The 17,487-nt window shown below is 70.0% G+C and carries 20 protein-coding genes; 6 read left to right on the top strand and 14 right to left on the bottom strand.

From position 1 onward, the window contains the following. Positions 1 to 6 precede the first annotated feature (6 nt). Entirely contained in the window at positions 7 to 1,170 is a 1,164-nt protein-coding gene (locus BZY54_RS31910) for an acyl-CoA dehydrogenase family protein (protein ID WP_086728796.1), read from the bottom strand. Positions 1,171 to 1,320: 150 nt separating this feature from the next. On the opposite strand from BZY54_RS31910, the gene BZY54_RS31915 reads away from it, so the two are divergent. From BZY54_RS31915 to BZY54_RS31925, 3 genes are read left to right on the top strand one after another with little or no spacing between them, the layout of a single operon-like run. Then, the gene (locus tag BZY54_RS31915; protein ID WP_086728797.1) at positions 1,321 to 1,869 is read left to right on the top strand and encodes a VOC family protein; all 549 of its coding nucleotides are present in this window, start codon (positions 1,321 to 1,323) and stop codon (positions 1,867 to 1,869) included. Next, a complete protein-coding gene (locus tag BZY54_RS31920; RefSeq protein WP_086728798.1) occupies positions 1,866 to 2,054 on the top strand; it encodes a ferredoxin in 189 nt (62 codons plus the stop codon). The genes BZY54_RS31915 and BZY54_RS31920 overlap by 4 nt, the downstream gene beginning before the upstream one ends. Before the next feature lie 14 nt (positions 2,055 to 2,068). After that, the gene (locus BZY54_RS31925) at positions 2,069 to 3,256 is read left to right on the top strand and encodes an NAD(P)/FAD-dependent oxidoreductase (protein ID WP_086728799.1); all 1,188 of its coding nucleotides are present in this window, start codon (positions 2,069 to 2,071) and stop codon (positions 3,254 to 3,256) included. A gap of 205 nt (positions 3,257 to 3,461) precedes the next feature. On the opposite strand, the gene BZY54_RS31930 is transcribed toward BZY54_RS31925, so the two are convergent. From BZY54_RS31930 to BZY54_RS31980, 11 genes are all read right to left on the bottom strand, one after another. Further along, complete coding sequence (locus BZY54_RS31930) at positions 3,462 to 4,223, bottom strand: SDR family NAD(P)-dependent oxidoreductase (RefSeq protein ID WP_086728800.1); 762 nt, start codon at positions 4,221 to 4,223, stop codon at positions 3,462 to 3,464. Beyond that, positions 4,220 to 5,452: a cytochrome P450 gene (locus BZY54_RS31935; RefSeq protein ID WP_208640838.1), complete on the bottom strand. Its 1,233-nt coding sequence runs from the start codon at positions 5,450 to 5,452 to the stop codon at positions 4,220 to 4,222. The genes BZY54_RS31930 and BZY54_RS31935 overlap by 4 nt, the downstream gene beginning before the upstream one ends. Further along, positions 5,445 to 6,566 (bottom strand): thiolase family protein, encoded by a 1,122-nt coding sequence (locus BZY54_RS31940; RefSeq protein WP_086728801.1) that lies wholly within the window; start codon positions 6,564 to 6,566, stop codon positions 5,445 to 5,447. Before BZY54_RS31940 ends, BZY54_RS31935 begins: the two co-directional genes overlap by 8 nt. Next, positions 6,563 to 6,940: a PhlB family protein gene (locus BZY54_RS31945; protein ID WP_143668164.1), complete on the bottom strand. Its 378-nt coding sequence runs from the start codon at positions 6,938 to 6,940 to the stop codon at positions 6,563 to 6,565. Before BZY54_RS31945 ends, BZY54_RS31940 begins: the two co-directional genes overlap by 4 nt. 29 nt (positions 6,941 to 6,969) lie before the next feature. After that, complete coding sequence (locus BZY54_RS31950; RefSeq protein ID WP_086728803.1) at positions 6,970 to 7,740, bottom strand: SDR family NAD(P)-dependent oxidoreductase; 771 nt, start codon at positions 7,738 to 7,740, stop codon at positions 6,970 to 6,972. Positions 7,741 to 7,742: 2 nt separating this feature from the next. After that, complete coding sequence (locus BZY54_RS31955; RefSeq protein WP_086728804.1) at positions 7,743 to 8,885, bottom strand: acetyl-CoA C-acyltransferase; 1,143 nt, start codon at positions 8,883 to 8,885, stop codon at positions 7,743 to 7,745. 47 nt (positions 8,886 to 8,932) lie between these two features. Further along, positions 8,933 to 9,358 (bottom strand): MaoC family dehydratase, encoded by a 426-nt coding sequence (locus tag BZY54_RS31960; RefSeq protein WP_086728805.1) that lies wholly within the window; start codon positions 9,356 to 9,358, stop codon positions 8,933 to 8,935. Continuing rightward, a complete protein-coding gene (locus BZY54_RS31965; protein WP_208640839.1) occupies positions 9,355 to 9,792 on the bottom strand; it encodes a hypothetical protein in 438 nt (145 codons plus the stop codon). Before BZY54_RS31965 ends, BZY54_RS31960 begins: the two co-directional genes overlap by 4 nt. Positions 9,793 to 9,910: 118 nt before the next feature. Further along, positions 9,911 to 10,603 carry a TetR/AcrR family transcriptional regulator gene (locus BZY54_RS31970; protein WP_086728807.1) on the bottom strand — a complete coding sequence of 231 codons (693 nt, stop codon included), beginning with the start codon at positions 10,601 to 10,603 and terminating at the stop codon, positions 9,911 to 9,913. Next, positions 10,600 to 11,079 carry a nuclear transport factor 2 family protein gene (locus BZY54_RS31975; RefSeq protein ID WP_158103950.1) on the bottom strand — a complete coding sequence of 160 codons (480 nt, stop codon included), beginning with the start codon at positions 11,077 to 11,079 and terminating at the stop codon, positions 10,600 to 10,602. The genes BZY54_RS31970 and BZY54_RS31975 overlap by 4 nt, the downstream gene beginning before the upstream one ends. Continuing rightward, the gene (locus tag BZY54_RS31980; protein WP_086728809.1) at positions 11,072 to 11,569 is read right to left on the bottom strand and encodes a VOC family protein; all 498 of its coding nucleotides are present in this window, start codon (positions 11,567 to 11,569) and stop codon (positions 11,072 to 11,074) included. The genes BZY54_RS31975 and BZY54_RS31980 overlap by 8 nt, the downstream gene beginning before the upstream one ends. Positions 11,570 to 11,680: 111 nt before the next feature. Between BZY54_RS31980 and BZY54_RS31985 the strand changes: the two genes are divergently transcribed. The 3 genes from BZY54_RS31985 to BZY54_RS31995 all read left to right on the top strand — a co-directional run bounded on the left by BZY54_RS31985 (position 11,681) and on the right by BZY54_RS31995 (position 14,284). After that, the gene (locus BZY54_RS31985) at positions 11,681 to 12,682 is read left to right on the top strand and encodes an alpha/beta fold hydrolase (RefSeq protein ID WP_086728810.1); all 1,002 of its coding nucleotides are present in this window, start codon (positions 11,681 to 11,683) and stop codon (positions 12,680 to 12,682) included. Positions 12,683 to 12,777: 95 nt separating this feature from the next. Then, positions 12,778 to 13,107 carry a ferredoxin gene (fdxA, locus tag BZY54_RS31990; RefSeq protein ID WP_086728811.1) on the top strand — a complete coding sequence of 110 codons (330 nt, stop codon included), beginning with the start codon at positions 12,778 to 12,780 and terminating at the stop codon, positions 13,105 to 13,107. Between the two features lie 166 nt (positions 13,108 to 13,273). Beyond that, entirely contained in the window at positions 13,274 to 14,284 is a 1,011-nt protein-coding gene (locus BZY54_RS31995) for a zinc-binding dehydrogenase (protein ID WP_086728812.1), read from the top strand. Between the two features lie 144 nt (positions 14,285 to 14,428). Here BZY54_RS31995 and BZY54_RS32000 read toward each other — a convergent pair whose 3' ends face one another. Next, positions 14,429 to 15,214 carry an SDR family NAD(P)-dependent oxidoreductase gene (locus BZY54_RS32000; RefSeq protein ID WP_086728848.1) on the bottom strand — a complete coding sequence of 262 codons (786 nt, stop codon included), beginning with the start codon at positions 15,212 to 15,214 and terminating at the stop codon, positions 14,429 to 14,431. Next, positions 15,211 to 17,460: a molybdopterin-containing oxidoreductase family protein gene (locus BZY54_RS32005; protein ID WP_086728813.1), complete on the bottom strand. Its 2,250-nt coding sequence runs from the start codon at positions 17,458 to 17,460 to the stop codon at positions 15,211 to 15,213. Before BZY54_RS32005 ends, BZY54_RS32000 begins: the two co-directional genes overlap by 4 nt. Positions 17,461 to 17,487: the final 27 nt, after the last annotated feature.

Consider the following 17,487-nt stretch of genomic DNA (forward strand, 5'->3'; position numbering starts at 1 on the left):
CGCTGCTCAGAAGGACCTGGGAAGACCGACCATCTCGGCGATGGAGTTGCGGGCCATCTCGTTGGCGATCGGGCCGATGCGGTAGAGGCGAGCGTCACGCCAGTACCGCTGCATCTGCGTCTCGAGCGAGTAGCCCATGCCGCCGAACATCTGGATTCCGCGGTCCGCCGCCGTGCAGGCTCCCTCGGAGGCCACGACCTTCGCTATGTTCGCTTCAAGGCCGCAGTCCATGCCCTGCGACTGCTTCCAGGCGGCGTTGAAGACGATCAGCTCGGCGGACTTCTGAGCGATCAGCATGTCCGCGATGTAGTGCTGCAGGACCTGGAACTGGCCGAGCGGCTTGCCGAACGCCTCGCGCTCCCTCAGGTAGCGCAGCGCCTCCTCGATGACCCCGTCGAGGATGCCGAGCGCGAGCGCGGACATCATGATCCGCTCGTTGTTCAGCGTCGCGAGGAGCATGTACCAGGCCTTGCCCGGCTCGCCGAGGACGAGGTCGTCGGGCACGAAGACGTCGTCGAGGAAGACCTCGCAGGAGCCGACGTTCTTCATTCCCAGCTTGGGGATCTGCCGGGTTTCGAGGCCCTTGCTGTTCGTCGGCACGAGGAAGAGGGTCGTCCCGTGCGTCTTCTTCTGGACGTTCTTGTCGGACCGGGCGAGCAGGAGCAGGTAGTCCGCCACGTGTGCCTGCGTCGACCAGATCTTCTGGCCGTTGATCACCCAACCGCCGTCGACCTTCCTGGCGTTGGTCTTCATCACTCCGAGGAGGTCGGTGCCACCGGCCGGCTCGGTCACCGCGATGGCGAACTTCTTGGTGCCGGCGGCGATCTCGGGCAGGAAGCGCTCCTTCTGCTCCGGCGTGCCGTAGTAGCCGACGGACTTGGAACCCGCGAAGGCGTTGATGCCCCAGATCCAGGCCTGACCGCCCAGAGAGCGGGAGAGCTCACGGATGAGGAGGACCTGGTCGACCTCGGTGCCGCCGGCACCGCCGTACTCCTCGGCGACGCCGATCGCGTGGAACCCGGCGTCGGCCATCTTCTTGAACAGTTCGTGGGGGTACTGGAACTCCTGCTTCTCCAGCTCGAGCGCAACGTCCTTCGGACACTCCTTCTCCACCCAGGACCGCACCATGCGGCGGAAGTCCTCCTGCTCGGGAGTGAGCGCGAAATCCATGTACCCTCCAAGGACGTTTCAACCAAACGATTGGTTGTGTAATCGAACCTCCATGCCGCGTGGACTGTCAAGAGCCGATCACGTGCGGATGTACGCCTTTTCAGCGACCAAACGTTTGGTGTAAAGTTCTGGCTCGCCGAAGGGAGAGCCATGACACACGTGTACATCGACCACATCTCCATGTGCGTCAACAACCTGGACACGGCCATCGCGGACTGGAAGGACATCCTCGGTGTCCTGACGCCTGGCCACAACGAACAGATCACCTACGGAGAGGGCACGTCCGACGGCACCCACATGGTGTGGGCGACATTCCAGAACCCGGACCCCACGGGCGTCTCGATCCAGCTGTGGGCACCCGGTTCCGAGAACAGCTGGGTGCACAAGGTGCTCGCCAAGCGCGGCGAGTTCGTCCACCACATCGCGTTCCTGTCCTCGAACTTCGGGCACACCGTCGAGCAGTGCCGGGCCGCCGATCTGCCGCTGCTCCTCGACGAGGACAGCCACCCCGACACGATGCCGTGGCTGCAGTGGAACTTCATCCCGGAGGACAAGGCCCACGGTGTCCTCATCGAGCTCGCCACCCGGTACCAGGCGGCCGGCGACCGCTGGCTGCCTCACCCGGGCAACGCCGAGCAGCCCGACCTGCTCAAGGAGATGCAGGACCGGTTCTACCTTCCGACGGGAGCCCAGAAGTGATCATCTCCGTCGACCTGGACGTCTGCCAGAACTACGGCCAGTGCGTGTTCGCGGCGCCGGAGGTCTTCGACCTCGACGACAACGCCGAGCTGGTCTACCAGGCCGAGGCGCCGGACTCCTCACGCGGTGAGATCGAGGCAGCGGTGACCGCCTGCCCGGTCCAGGCCATCCGGATCGTCGGCTAGACGGGAGCCCCGGCATGTCACGGATCGTCATCGTCGGCGGGTCACTCGGTGGGCTGCGGGCCGCCGAAGCCCTCCTGGCCAAGGGCTGGGAGGGCGGGATCGTGGTCATCAGTGCCGAACGGCACCCGCCCTACACTCGGCCTCCGCTGTCGAAGGGGCTGCTCGCCGCGGCACCGGACATCGCCGCGGTGGAACTGCGCCGACGGCCGGAGACCGACGCGGTCGACTGGCGCTTCGGGGTCTCGGCGGTCCACGCCGACCTCGAGGCCCGCCGCCTCACCCTGTCCGACAGGAGCGTCATCGCTTATGACGGCATCGTGGCGGCCACGGGCGTTCGTCCACGACGGCTGCCGGAACGCGTGACGCGCAACGGGTTCACGGTGCGCACCCTGGACGACTGCACGGCACTGAGGCCGTCGCTGAGCCAGGGCACCCGCCTGGCGATCGTGGGGGCCGGCTTCATCGGCTGCGAGATCGCGGCCACGGCATCGGCCCTCGGGTGCGGGGTCGACGTCATCGCGCTCGACAGGGCGCCGATGGTCATGCCACTCGGTGAGGTCGTCGGGGCCGCCGTGCAACGACGCCACGAGGCACGTGGCGTCAAGTTCCACCTCGGCCGCTCCGTCAGGACCGTCGACAGCTCTGCCTCGGGTCACATCCTGTCGCTCGACGACGGTTCCCGGGTCGAGTGCGACGTCTTCGTCGAGGCCATCGGCTCCCAGCCCTGCGTCGAGTGGCTCGAGGGCAACGGCCTCGACCTGACCGACGGCGTCGAGTGCGACAACTCGATGCGGATGGGCGGCCGGTCCGGTGCCGTGGCCGTCGGCGACGTCGCCCGCTTCCCGAACCCGCTCTTCGACGACGTGCCGCGCAGGGTCGAGCACTGGCAGATGGCCACGGAGACCGCGGCTCGCGCGGCGGCCACCCTGCTCGCCGACCTTTCCGGAACACCGGCCGAGACCAAGCCGTTCCGACCGCTTCCCTGGTTCTGGTCGGACCAGTTCGAGACGAAGTTGCAGTCCTTCGGCTCGCCCGCTCTCGGCGAGCGTGCCGAGGTGCTCGAGGGCGACCTCGCGGGCGAAGCCGCGATCGGCTACCACCGCGGCAAGCAACTCGTCGGTGTGGTGCTGCTGGGCATGCCCAAGGCCGCCCCGCGTCTTCGCAGGGAGATCCTCGACTCGCTCAGTCTGGAGCCTGCCTGAGACAGCGGGGCCGTACGGTCACAGCTGGGGAGATCGTCGACGCCACAAGGCGCCGGCGATCTCCCCTTTTACGTGCCGGTGCCGGAACAGGTCGTGCCCGATGGGCTCCACGGACGCCTGCCGGCTACCTCGCGTTGCCTCGTCACGGCAAAACCGCCCGGCCCCCGCACGCGGCAGGCGTGCGGGGGCCGGGCGGTCTGCGTCGTCAGGCGACGGTGCCACCGTCGACAAGCAGGGACGCTCCGCTGATGTACGAGGCGGCGTCAGACGCCAGGAACACCACGGGGGCGGCGATCTCCTCAGGGCGCGCCCACCGTCCCAGAGCCGCCTGCTTGGAGTAGAGGGCCGCCATGGCCGGGTCGTCCGCGTAGTGGTCGTGGGCTCCGGAGTCCACGAGGCCCGGCACGACGAGGTTGCAGCGCACTTTGTGATGGCCCCATTCGCGGGCCATGCTCCTGGTGAGCATCTCCAGGCCCGACTTCGCCACCGCATAGTGGGACAGGCCTGTGAGCGCCTGCTCGCCGACGATCGAACCGATGGTGATGACCGATCCGCCGCCGCGCCTGATCATCCCGGGCAGCGCGGCCTTGGCCAGCACCAGCGGCGCCCTGAGGTTGAGGCTCACGGTCTTGTCCCAGCCGGACAGTTTCATGTGCTTCAGATCCGACACGAATCTCGCGCCGCCGGCGTTGTTGACGACGATGTCGGGATCGCCCAGCGCCGCCGCTACGGAGGCGACGGCCGACTCGACGTGGTCCTCGTCGGTCACGTCGCACTGGGCGACCGAGGCCCGCCGGCCGAGCCCCGTCACGAGGTCAGCCGTCTCCTCCAGGGCGTCCTTGCGCCGGGCCAGCAGGCCCACATCGGCGCCGGCTTCGGCGAGGGACCGGGCGATGACCCGCCCGATGCCCCCGCTTGCGCCGGTGACGACGGCGACCCGGCCCGCGAGGATCCCCGCGCCCGTCATCGGCGTCCCGTCCGCACGACCGGCATGCTCTGCATGCCGCGGCTCATCATCGTCGGGTGCCAGGTCTCCCCACCCGCGAGGGCGAGGTCCGGCATGGTGTCGACGACCGCGAGATAGGCGACCTGGGCCTCGAGACGCGCCAGGAAGTTGCCGAGGCAGTGGTGGACCCCGAAACCGAACCCGACGTGCGGGTTGGGGTGGCGGGTGATGTCCAGGGTGTCGGGGTCGTCGAAGACGTCGGGGTCCCGGTTGGCCGCGCTCTGCACGAGCAGCACGTTGTCGCCGGCGCGCAGTCGCTTGCCACGCAGCTCGACGTCCTCGACGAGCAGGCGGGCCTCCATGCGGGAGGGGCCGTCGAAGCGCAGCATCTCCTCCACAGCGGTCCCGACCAGTGCACGGTCGGCCTTCAAGAGCTCCATCTGCTCGGGATGGAGCAGGAACTGCCGTATGCCGTTCGCGATGAGGTTGGTGCTCGTCTCGTGCCCGCCGAACACGAGCAGTGCGCAGGTGCTGAGGATCTCCTCGTCGCTGAGTGGAGGCTCGACGTCACGGGCGGACACGAGCGAGGAGATGACGTCGTCGCCCGGCTCCTTGCGGGCCTTCGCGATCATGTCACGCAGATAGCCGGTGAGCTCGACCAGCCCCTGCTGGGCCCGCTCACGGCGATCGGCACTTCCCTCCGCGCCGAACACCAGGGTCAGGATGTCGTCGGACCACTTCTTGAACAGGTCGCGTTCCCCGGCGGGGACGCCGATGAGCTCCGCGACGATGATCGCCGGGATCGGGTAGGCGAGATCCTTCACGAAGTCGAAGGACTCACGGTCCGCCAGCGACTGAAGCGTCTCGCGGACGACCTCCTCGACCCTGGGCCGCATCCTGGCCACTGCCTTCGGCGAAAAGGCCGGCTGAACGAGCCGGCGCAGCCGCGTGTGCTCGGGCGGGTCCAGGAAGACCATCCAGTGCGACAGCACGTCGAAGGTCGGCTGCCGGGCGGCGCGCTGCTCGTCGGTGAGACGGTCGGCGTAGACCGGCCGGACCCGGTCCGAGGAGAACGCCGGGTTGCGCAGCGCGGCGAGGACATCCTCGTGCTTGTGGACGAACCAGGTCCGATACCGCTCGTTCCAGCGCACCGGGTCGGCTTCCCGCACCTGCGCGAAATAGGGATACGGGTCCGCGAGACGGTCGTCCCGCAGGACCTCGTCGTCGATCGCCGTCGTCGTCTCAGCCACCGAGCACCACCACAACACATCCGTTTCCGTCGATACCCGCGGTGCCGCCGCCCATGGTCTCCACGGCTGCGACCCGCGCTCCTTCCACCTGCCGGGCGGCGGCGTCACCCCGCAACTGCCACACGGCCTCGGCGATCTGTGCGAGTCCGGTGGCCCCGAGTGGGTGCCCCCTGCTCAGCAGTCCCCCGGAGGGGTTGACCGGCTGTCTGCCGCCCAGGGCGGTGTGCCCGGACAGGACGAGATCGGCGCCGCCGCCGGGGCCGGTCAGCCCGAGCGCCTCGGTGGCCGTGAGCTCGCCGATGGTGAAGGCGTCGTGGACCTCGAAGAGGTCGACGTCCCCGGGGCCGATTCCGGCGTCCTCCCAGGCCGCCGCGGCGACCTCCCCCATCAGCTCGTACCCCCACGGCTGGGTGCTGCGGTGGTCCCACAGCCGCCCCGAGCGCAGCGCGGAGCCGGCGATGCGCACATCGCGGTCATTGCCGCGGGGTACCCCCACGACCGCCGCCGTGGCGGCGTCCGAGATGTCGCAGCACTGGTACAAGGTCAGCGGATCGGCCACCATGCGGGAGGCGAGCACCTCCTCGAGGGTGACCTCCGTGCCGTGCTGGGCGCGGGGGTTGAACGATCCGTGCCGCCGGTTCTTGACCGCCACCTGGGCCAGGGCCTTGGTGTCGAGGCCGTGGAGATACTCGTACCGGCTGGCGACCAGGGCGTACACACCCGGCAGAGCGAGTCCGGCACGCCCTTCGCTGTCGGTGACCTCCGGTGTGATGGGGCCGTCGAAGCTGCTCGTCATGGTCTCGATGCCGAGGCAGAGCACCCGCTCGTACCGGCCCGACAGGACGGCGTGGCGGGCCTCGTGGAAGGCGGTCGACGAGGTGGCGCACGCGTTCTCGAAGGTGAGGATCGGCACGCCCGTGATCCCCGCGTCCTGAAGGGCGCGCTGTGCGGTGCCCGGGGCGCCGAAGACGGTGCCGGCGTACACGGCGTCGACGGAGTCGACGCCGGCATCCCCCAGTGCCTCCAGAATCGCCTCCTGGCCCAGGGAGGTCCCCGAACGGCCGGGCTGGCGCCCGAAGTTCGTGGTGCCGACCCCGTACACGACGGCGCTCATGATGCCTCCTGCTCGCGGCCGGCGGCGATGAGGTCGCCGTCTGCGGTGATCGACGTGATGACGGCCCGGCTCCCGGTCCGGAGCGGCTGTTCGCCCTCGGTGTGGACGAGGACCCGGGGGCCGTCGTCGAGGAGCAGGTAGGCCATCGCGAACGGCGGCTCGTGACCGGGTACCCGGACGCGCAGGCACGTCGACGCGAAGACCTCGCCTCCAGGGGAGAAGGCCGCCTCCTCCATCGGGCCCCTGCAGACCGGGCACCGCAGGACCTGGTGCGTCATCGGGTGGGCGCAGTCGCGGCACCGCCATCCGGCGACCGTGACCGCGCCGTCGGACACCACGGCGCGGGGTCGCGGGTCGGCTGTGGCCGAGGACATGCTCTCCACCTCGTTCTCATGTCGGGGCATCAGCGCGGCGCCATCCGGACGGCCGCGTCGACGCGGATCACCTCACCGTTGAGGTAGGTCGTCTCGATGCAGGTGCGGACCACCGCCGCTATGTCCTCGGCGGCGCCGAGCCGCTTGGGGAAGACGTTGGCGTCGCGCAGGTAGTCGCGGATCTCCTGGCTGGCCTGCTGGACCATCGGCGTGTCGATGGTGCCGGGGCAGATGGTCATGACACGCACGCCGTGGGACGCGAGGTCCCGGGCGAGCGGCAGGGTCATCGCGACCAGCCCGCCCTTGCCGGCGGAGTAGGACGCCTGACCGACCTGCCCCTCGAAGGCCGCGATGGAGCCGATGTTGACGACGAGTCCCCGCTCCCCCTCGTGGCTCGGCTCGTTGCGGGCCATCACACCGGCGACATTGCGCAGGACGTCGAACGCGGCGATGAGATTGACCTCGATGCCCCTGCGGTAGAGGTCGAGCGGGAAGAGGCTGCCGTCCCTGGCGACGACGCGACTCGCCGGGCTGATACCGGCGCTGTTGACGAGAACGTCGATCCGCCCGAAGTGCTCGACGACGTCGGAGACCGCCGTCTCCACCTGCTCCGGGACGGTGATGTCGAGGGGGAAGAACGCGACCGACGGCCCGAGTTCCCGGGCGAGTTCCGCACCGTTGCTGCCGGGCAGGTCGAAGATGGCGGCCGAACCGCCGTTGTTGACGAGCATCCGTACGACGCCCTCGCCGATCCCCGACGCACCGCCGGTGACGACGGCGACCGTGTGGGTCAGTTCCATGGTCACACCCGTTCGATGACGGTGGCGTTCGCGAGTCCGCCGCCTTCGCACATGGTCTGGAGGCCGTACCGGCCGCCGGACCGGACGAGTTCGTGGACGAGCGTCGTCATCAGCCTGGCGCCGCTCGCACCGAGGGGATGCCCCAGAGCCATGGCGCCACCGTTGACGTTCACCCGGGTGAGGTCCGCTCCGATCTCCTTTGCCCAGGCGAGCACGACGGCCGCGAAGGCCTCGTTGCACTCGAACAGGTCGATCCGGTCCGGTGTCAGCCCACTGCGCTCGAGCGCCCTGCCGGTCGCGGGGATCGGGCCCGTCAGGATGAGCACCGGATCGGCACCGACGACCGTCGTCGTGTGCACGCGTGCCAGCGGTGTCAGTCCGTACCTCTCCACGGCGCGTTCGGATGCGAGGAGCACGGCAGCCGCGCCGTCGGCTATCTGGCTCGCGAGGGCGGCGTTGTGAAGGCCTCCGGGCCGGATCGGTGCGAGGCCGGCCATCTTCTCCTTCGTCGAGTCACGCCGGACACCTTCGTCCCGGCCGACCCCGCCGACCTCGATGATCTCGCGGTCGAAGCGGCCCTCGTCCTGGGCGCGGGCGGCGTTGCCGTGGCTGCGCAGGGCGAGGTCGAACATCTCCTCGTGGCCGATCCCCCACTTCTCGGCGATGAGGTCGCCGCCACGGAACTGGTGGATCTCCTGGTCCCCGAACCGGTCCGCCCAGCCCTGGCCCCCGAAGGGGTACCCGAAACCGAGTCCCGGGTCACCCGAGCTGTTGAGCGGGACGGTGCTCATCGCCTCCACGCCGCAGGCGATCACGAGGTCCTGCTCGCCTGCCTTGATGCCGTACGAGGCGAACGTCACCGCCTGCTGCGACGAGCCGCACTGCCGGTCGATCGTCACCGCGGGCACGTGCTCCGGGAGGCCCGCCGAGAGCCATGCGTTGCGGCCGATGTTCCACGCCTGGGCGCCCATTTGCGCGACGCAACCGGTGATGACGTCGTCGACCGCGCCGGGGTCGATCCCGCTGCGGTCGACGAGCGCCTGCAGCACGGAGCCGAGCAGGTCGGCCGGGTGCAGGGAACTGAGGCCGCCGCCCCTGCGCCCGGTGGGGGTGCGGACGGCGTCGACGATGTACGCCTCGGTCATATGGGGTCTCCCAGTGTCGTACGGATGTGTGCGTGGGGCGCGCGGCCTCAGGGCCGCTCGGTCATGTGCGTGACGTCGACGGTGGCCGTACCGCTCAGCGCCGTGTCCCGTCCCTCGACGAGGAGCTCGACCTCGCAGTCGGCGAGGACGCGGCCGTCCTTCTCGCGGACGTCGGTGACGGTGCCTCGGGCGATGACGTGGTCGTCGCCGAGCACGTTGCTGCGGAAGCGCACCGTGACCTTGCGCAGGTGCTCGTGGCCACCGGTCCAGGCGGCCAGCATGTTCATCAGGTAGGCGAGGTTGCTCGGGCCCTGGTTGACGGGCCGGGTCCCCATGCCGAGCTTGCGCACCGACTCGAGGTCGAAGTGGATCGGGTTCGAGTCGGCCAGCAGTGCGGCCATCGTCTTCATCTTCTCTCGGGACACGTCCGAGATCTCCCAGGAGGGAATCGCGTCGCCGGGACGGACCGTCATGCCGCCGACCTCCTGGGGAAGACGATGGAGTTGCGTGTGCGTGCCGCCGTCGCGCCGTCGGCGCCACGCAGTTCGACCTCGAAGCCGATGACGTCGAAGACGCCGGTGCGCCTGCCCTCCTTGCGCACGGCCGAGGTGAACCGGCCGGAGACCGTCACCCTCTCGCCGACCTCGAGCGGGCGCAGGAGCTCCGTCTCGTGCTCGCCGAACATCGGGCCGTCCGCCGCGGTGGCGCCGCAGATCTCGAAGACTTCGTCCCAGGTGACTCCCTTGCCCCGCGCCGTCGCCATGTAGGCGAAGAGCGGGTGCGCCCAGTGGCCGTCGACCACTCCGCCGACGACGTCGTTGAGGAGCCAGTCCACGTACGGCTCGATGACGTACTCCCCGCCGGGGAGGGGCCGGCCCACGATGGTGCCGAGTTCTTCTTCGGTCACGTCACTCCTTTCAACCAATCGATCGTTAGATGAAATTTAGCCCACGGCAGTCACCGTGCCAAGGGTGAAGAGGCCTGCGGCCCGGCACCGTCGAGGGGTGCCGGGCCACGGTGCGGGATCAGGCCTGTGCGGCCAGGTCCGCCCGAGGGGCCGCCCGGATGCGGTGCCGTAGCCCCTCGACGCCCTCGCCCTCAAGGCCCCGATCGGAGATGACGGCGCTCACGACGGTGCGCGCGAAGACGTCGGCCAGCTGCTCGGGCGTGTAGGGGCCGTCCTCCCGGTACCACCGGGTGAGCGCGTTCATCTGCCCGAGGACGATCGTGGTCATGAGGTCGACGTCCATGCCGGCGTCGAAGACACCCTGCTGCTGTCCCTGGACGAGGACGTCCCGCATGACCTGGTTGTAGGCGGCTCCGTCGGCCTGGATCTTCTCGCGCCGCTCCTGGCCGAGCTCCCGCATCTCCCGAAGGCGGATCGAGTAGGCCGTGAGGTGACTGGTGGCGAAGCGAACGTGCGTGCCGACGAAGGCGGTCAGCCTGTCGACCGGGCCGGCCTCCATCCGGGCCACCGCCTGGATCTCCTGCAACGCGACCTGGGTCGCACCGTCGATGATCGCGTAGAGGAAGTCCTCCTTGGACTTCACGTAGTGGTACAGGCTCCCCTTGAGCACGCCGACGGCCTCGGCGATGTCCTGGATGCTCGTCGCGCTGTAGCCCTTCCGATGGATGATCTGCGCAGCGGCGTCGACGATCTCGTGGAAGCGCTCAGGGTCCGGACCGCGACGCGGACGTCCTCGCTTGGGTGCGGTCATGTGTGTCGCCCCTTCCGAGGAGAGTCGGACGGCTCGAGGCGCCCTCGATCGGCCGTCCACGGGAGGATGTCCCGGTTGCCCCGCACCCAGAGTCCCTGCGTGCGTCGTTCCGCGATCCGCCAGCCATCGGCGCCGCGGACGATCCGATCGTCGTAGCGCGCGCCCACGGTGAGGCTGCGGCCTCCCGGAAGACCGCGCTTGACGAGGGTCGCCTGCACGTGGCTGCGCACACGGACGTCGCCGGCCCGGCCGGTGACGAGCACCGACCCGACCAGGTGCTGGGTGGCGTCGAGACCGGCATGGATGGACTCCATCCGGCTGCCGAGCGCGTCGGCGCCCCTGCATGTGAACGCCTCGTAGTCCGCGACGACGTCATCGGTGAAGACCTCGCCGAAGTCGGTCCAGCGGCGGTCGTCGATGAGCCAGGCGTATGCAGCGAGCAGCCGCGACGCGGCCGCCGCCGGGCTCTCAGTCACCTTCGACGGCCGCCGGGTACGCGGCGCCCTCGAACCACGCCTCGAGCTCGGCACGCCGGGTCGCGTCGATGATCTCGACGATCGCCCCGCTGGCCATGCGGTGATAGGCGAAGCGCACCGCCCTGCCCGAGCCGTCGTCGTAGGTGAGCACCCGGGGGCAGCCCACCGCCTCGAGCTCCTCCGAGGTCTTCTGGAAGTCCTCGGCCCACACGCCGATGTGGTGCGCGGAACTGGGGCCGCCCCCGGGTTGGACGGGCTGCTCCCAGATGGTGCCGGCGACCGGCTCGAGCAGTTCGATGCGAGGCTCTCCGCCCTGGGAGTAGGCGAAGCGCATCTGCGCGAGGACCGGCCCGTCGGGGGTGAGCACGGGCATCTCCCGCTCCTCGGTCCTGGTCCAGGACACCCCGAAGACGGCGGTGAACTCCTTCATCGCGTCCTCGATCGAGGGCACGACGAATCCGGTGTGGTAGATGTTTGCTGTCGAGAGCATGACACTCCAAGCAGCTCGGGGCCCACGGCGGGATCCGGTGGGCCGGGCCGCGGTCTCGGGTCGCACGGCACTTCACCATACAACCGACCGTCTGTTTGGTAATTTACCATCATGCTGGATCACGCAACCCACTCGCCGCCCGAGCGGCCCGCACCCGCCCAGGCCGGCGAGGCCCGATACCTTCCGGACCCGCTGCGCCACGAGGCCGCCGACACCCCGGAGTGGTTCCGGCGCACCACGCTGGACGAACCCACGGTCGGGGAGGTCAAGCACGAAGGAGCCCGCATCCGCTACCTGCGCTGGCCCGGCGGGCCGGGACCGGCCACGCTCCTCGTCCATGGCGGAAGCGCGCACGCGCACTGGTGGAGCCCGCTCGCGCCCCTGCTGCGATCCCGGGGGCCGGTCGTTGCGATGGACCTGTCCGGCCACGGCCTGAGCGACTGGCGGCCGGACGGCTACACCGTCACCCAATGGGCCGGGGAGGTCCGCGCCGTCGCAGGGGCCACGTCCACGGCGCCACCCGTTGTCATCGCCCACTCCATGGGCGGCATCGTCTCGGCCCACCTCGCCGTCACGGCAGGCGACACCATCGGCCGGCTCGTCGTGGTCGACTCTCCGGTGTGGGACAGCGCCCCGGCCCCGGAGGGCGAGATCGCCGCCCGGGCCGACGCGCCGACGCGCTTCCACGCCGACCCGGAGGTCCCCATCGCACGCTTCCGCCTGATCCCACGCCAGGAGTGCTCAAACAGCTGGTACCTGCGGCACATCGCCTGGCACGGTCTCACGGCGACCACCCATGGGTACCGCTGGCGCTTCGACCCCCGGATCTTCGCGGGCAACGGCGGGGGCACCGGCGCCGGGAACCGGATCGCCCGCTTCGAGGGCTCACTGAGCGACAGCGCCTGCCCGTACGCCGTCGTCATGGGCGAGAACTCCTACCTGACCCCGCAAGCCGTCGAGGTCTTCGGGGCGGCCTCACGGTCGCCCGCCGCCGTCTCCCGCCACGGCAGGACGCCACTGGCCCTCGTGCCGTCAGCCGGGCACCACGTCCTGCTGGACCAGCCGCTAGCCCTGGTCGCGGCCGTCCGCGGAGTCCTCGCCGCCTGGCGCTGAACAGTCGAGACCTGCCGGACCGAGGGTGGACGCGGCATCACGCCGTCGAATATATTCAACCAACTGTTTGCTTGAAATATGAGGGGTGCCGCCGCATGACCTACGTCATCGCCCAACCGTGTGTCGACATCAAGGATCGAGCCTGCGTCGACGAGTGCCCCGTCGACTGCATCTACGAGGGCTCGCGGATGCTCTACATCCATCCGGACGAGTGCGTCGACTGCGGTGCCTGCGAGCCTGTGTGCCCCGTCGAGGCGATCTTCTTCGAGGACGACGTGCCCGAGGACCTCGGCCACTACGCCTCGATCAACGTCGAGTTCTTCGCCGAGCTGGGCAGTCCGGGCGGCGCGGCTCCCCTCGGTCCCATCGACGGGGACCATCCCGCCGTGGCCGCTCTGCCCGCGCCGGCGACCGCCGCCGACTGAACCCGCACACTGCTCCGGCGCGGTGCCCCCGGCTCACCGCGCCGGACCCCGAGGCGGCCACTCCGGAAACCGGCACGGCTTCGTCGCGGCCTGACCACCCGCACGCCCGAGCACCCGACCCCGACGGCACACCTCACCACCCGTGACCCTGGCACCGAGGAGGACCATGCACTCCGCAGCCCGCACCACCGAGCCGTTCGCCATAGGCCTCAGCAAGGTCGAGCCCCCTGAACTATCCGACGGAGATGTCAGACTGCGCGTCGAGTGCGTCGGCGTCTGCGGCACCGACCTGCATGTCTTCGACGGCTCCTATCCCGTCGACTACCCCGTGGTCCAAGGGCACGAGATCAGTGCCCGGGTGGTCGAGATCTCCCCCTCGGCGGCCGCCCGCCTGACCGTGGGCGACCGGGTCGCGGTGGAGCCGGTCACGTCCTGCGGGCAGTGCCGGGCCTGCCGCCACGGACGCCGCAACACCTGCCAGAACATGATCGCCATCGGGATCCACCGTCCGGGAGGATTCCAGGAGGAGCTGGTCCTGCCGGCCGTCAACTGCCACTCCGCCGGGTCGCTGTCCCCCACGGCCACCGCCCTGGCCGAAACGCTGTCGGTCAGCCTTCGCTCGGTCGCCCGGCCCTCCGTCACCGAAGGGGAGCGGGTCGTGGTCCTGGGCGCCGGACCGATCGGCCTGGGCGCGGTACTCGCGGCCACCGATCGCGGGGCACGCGTCCTCGTCGTCGACCAGCACCGGGCACGCCTGGACCTCGCCGCGGAACTCGGCGCCGAGGAGACCGTCCCCGGACTCGCCCAGCTCCCGGAGCGCGTGCTGCGCTGGACCGACGGCGACGGGGCCGACGTCGTCATCGAGGCCACCGGAGCACCGACCGTCGCACGGTCGGCCTTCGAGGTGGTCGCCGTCGGCGGCCGGATCTCCATCGTCGGCGTCTCGGAGCAGGAACTGCGCGTGAACATGCGCCTGTTCACCAGCAAGGAGCTCGACGTCTACGGCAGCCGCGCGACGCTCGACTTCCCCGGCGCCATCGCTCTGAGCCGGCGCTACGAGTCGAAGGTCATGAGGCTCGTCAGCCACCGGTTCGCGCTGTCCGACACCCAGCAGGCGCTCAGGTACGCCCTCGACGAGCCCCAGTCGGTGGTCAAGACGGTCATCGACGTGACCTGACCGGCCTCGGCCCCCGCCCACTGAGCACCGCGGCCGGCCGCGGTGCTCAGTGCGTGACCGGCCCGGCGGCGATCACCAGGTACCGGAAAGCAGCAGTGGGCGGGCGGACACGGCCCCAGCCGTGTCCGCCCGCCCACTCGCATGTCACAAACCGTACCCGCCGTCCACGTCGATCCACTGACCCGTGACGTAGCGCGCGTCGTCGGAGGCCAGGAACGCCACGGCCGCCGCGATGTCCCTCGCCTTCCCGTAGCTGCGCAGCGGTATCCGGGTCAGTGCGTGCTCGAGGTCGCCGGGCCGGATGTCGCCGCTGTCGACGAGAACCTGCGTCATCCCCTCGTCGAGGATGCCCACACCGACCGCGTTGGCCCGCACGCCGAAGCGTCCCTCCTCCGCTGCCACCGCACGGACGAGAGCCTCGTTCGCCGCCTTGGGGCCCGAGGACAGGACATCCCTCAGGACGAACCGGCGGTTGGCCACCGTGCTCACCACGACGACCGAGCCACGGCTCTCCCGCAGCGCGGGGAGCACGGCCGAGACGACGCGGAAGGTGCCGCCGGAGTCGACCGCGAGTTGCTCGGCGTACCGCGCGGGATCGAGTCGGCTCACGTGGACCTGATGGTTCGTCGGTGACGCGGCCAGGACCACGGTGTGCAGGCCGCCGTGCCTCTCCACCGCGTCCTCGACGGCGGACCGCACCTGCTCGGCGTCCCGCAGGTCCATCCTGGCCGCCCGAGCGACGCGGCCGGGGCCGCCGAGGCGGCCGGCCAGGGCGTGGGCCCGCTCGGCGCTGCCGCTGTAGGTCAGGGTGATGTCGGCGCCCATCTCCGCCAGCCGCTCGGCGACCGCGCCGCCGATGGCGCCGCTGCCCCCGACGACCAGAGCCCCGCCGGCACGCCCGCCGAACGCCTTCGCGGCCGCCCCGCTCACGGCGTCACCGGCATGACCGGGACGGGCGCCTGGGCGGCCCGGATCCGGCACCGAGCGCCGCGCAGCGGCTGGTCCCCCGCGAAGTTCGAGAGCTTCGGGTCGCTGGGGGTGATGGCGTTGGCGTTGGAGACCCAGACACCCGACAGGTGCGGCTCGTTCTGTGCCTGGCTCGGCTCCCACCAGTACCCGTCGGGGTTGATGGTGTCCTTGCGCATCGTCGCGTCGAAGCGGGCACGCTGGCGGATCACGCCCTCCGGCCGTTCGATGACCATCCACTCGCCGTCGGTGATGCCCCACCGCTCGGCCGTCTCCGGGTGGATGTCGCAGAGCGGCTCGGGGTGGAGCCGGTTGAGCCGCGCGCTCTGCCGCAGGTTCGACGCGGTCAGCTCGCGGACCCGGCTGCCGGGAATCATCTGGAGCGGGTACTCGTCCTCCGGCGCGTCCGGCTTCGAGTAGGGCGGCCCGGTGTAGACGGGCGAGGGATCGATGTCGAACCGCTCGAACATGCTGGGCACCAGCTCGACCTTGCCCGACGGCGTGGCGAAGCCGTGCTCCTCGTACTTGCGCCACTTCGGCCGGGTGAAATGGTGGTTGACCTCGCCCTCGGCCCACTCCCGGTACGTCCTGCCCGACGGAGCGAGGAATCGGTCGAACATCCCCTCGACCGTCTCCGGCCAGTTGTCGGGGTCCAGGAGCCTACGGCCGAGGCCCGCCCAGAGGTCGTAGTCGTTGCGCCGCTCACCGATCGTCGTCGAGGACTGCTGCCCCACGACGAAGAAGTTGCCGATGCCCCAGTGGGCGCTGAGGTCCGCGCGCTCCATGAAGTCGGCGGCGGGCAGGACGTAGTCGGCGAGCTGCGCCGTCGGCGTCATCCACATGTCCATCGAGACGAGCAGCTCGAGCTCGGGACTCGTGAAAGCCTTGTAGGCCGCCTGACCGGCCCCCATCGACAGCAACGGCTCACCGCACTGGACGATGATCGCGCGGATCGGATACGGGTCCTGCTCGACGACCGCGCGGTAGATGGCCGGCTGGCTCGCGAAGAGGACGTACGCCGTGCCGGTGTGGCCGTCGGGGTAGATCCGCCGAGTGGCCTCCCGGAACGCCTTGTAGCCGGTGATCGAGGTGATCCGGGTCTCGTGGGCGTTGACGCTCTCACGCGTCCGCAGCGGGTGGTCGACCAGCTTCTCGAAGTTCATGTTCTCGAGCCAGGCGAAATGCGTCTTGTCGTAGGGGTTGCCCAGCGGCTCACCACCGGGGATGTCGAGGTTGCCCGAGATGGCGCGCAGGATGGCCCGGCCGAGGACGGCGGAGCGGGATGCGCCCTCACCGAGCTGTGTCGGGGCGACACCGAACATGAGGCGGGCCGGACCGCTCGTGGCATAGATGTGCGCGGCCTCGACGATGTCGGCGGCGGGCACGCCGGTGATCTCCTCGGTACGCTCCGGCGTCCACTTCGCGGCCTCGGCCCGCACCTCGTCGAAGCCGAGGCACCACCGATCGACGAACTCCTTGTCGTAGATGTCGTCCCGGATCATGACGTGGATCAGCCCGAGGGCGAGCGCGCCGTCCGTCCGCGGACGCAGCTGGAGGTGGAGGTCCGCCCGCGCTGCGGTCTTGGTGCGCCGCGGGTCGACGACGATCAGCTTGGCACCCTGCGCCTGGCACGCGCGGAGCCGCTCGAAGGACGGCGGAGAGGACTCGGCCGGGTTGGAGCCCCAGATGACGAGGCATTTGGTGACGCCCGGGTGCGGCGACTGGTACACGGTGTCCCAGCCGTAGACCGACACCTCGGCGATGTACTCGCCGACGCCGCAGTTGCGGCCCTGGCTGACGAAGTTCGGGGTGCCGAAGTCGCACGCGAAGCGCCAGCTCGCCCAGTCACCGGGGGTCTTGTGCGTACCTCCGAGGGTGGCGAGGGCCTCGGGCCCCTCGCGGTCGCGGATGTCGGCGAGCTTCTCGGCGATCTCGTCGAGGGCCTGCTCCCACGAGATGCGCTCCCACTTGCCCTCGCCCCGTTCACCGACCCGCTTCATCGGGTGGTTGAGCCGGTCCGGGTGGTTGTGCACCTCGATCGCGGTGGTGCCCTTGATGCACAGCTTCCCCTTGGCGACGGGGTTGTGCAGGTCACCGTCGAACGCGATCGGGTGGCCGTCCTTGTCGATCTGGATGAGCATGCCGCAGTGCTGCGGGCACAGCGTGCAGAAGGTACGTTTGACGTCGCCGCCAAAGGTCAGCTTGGCCACAGTTCCGCTCCCTAATATTCAACCGAA

Origin of the sequence: Streptomyces carpinensis (assembly GCF_002154505.1) — a bacterium.
Lineage (GTDB): Bacteria > Actinomycetota > Actinomycetes > Streptomycetales > Streptomycetaceae > Streptomyces > Streptomyces carpinensis.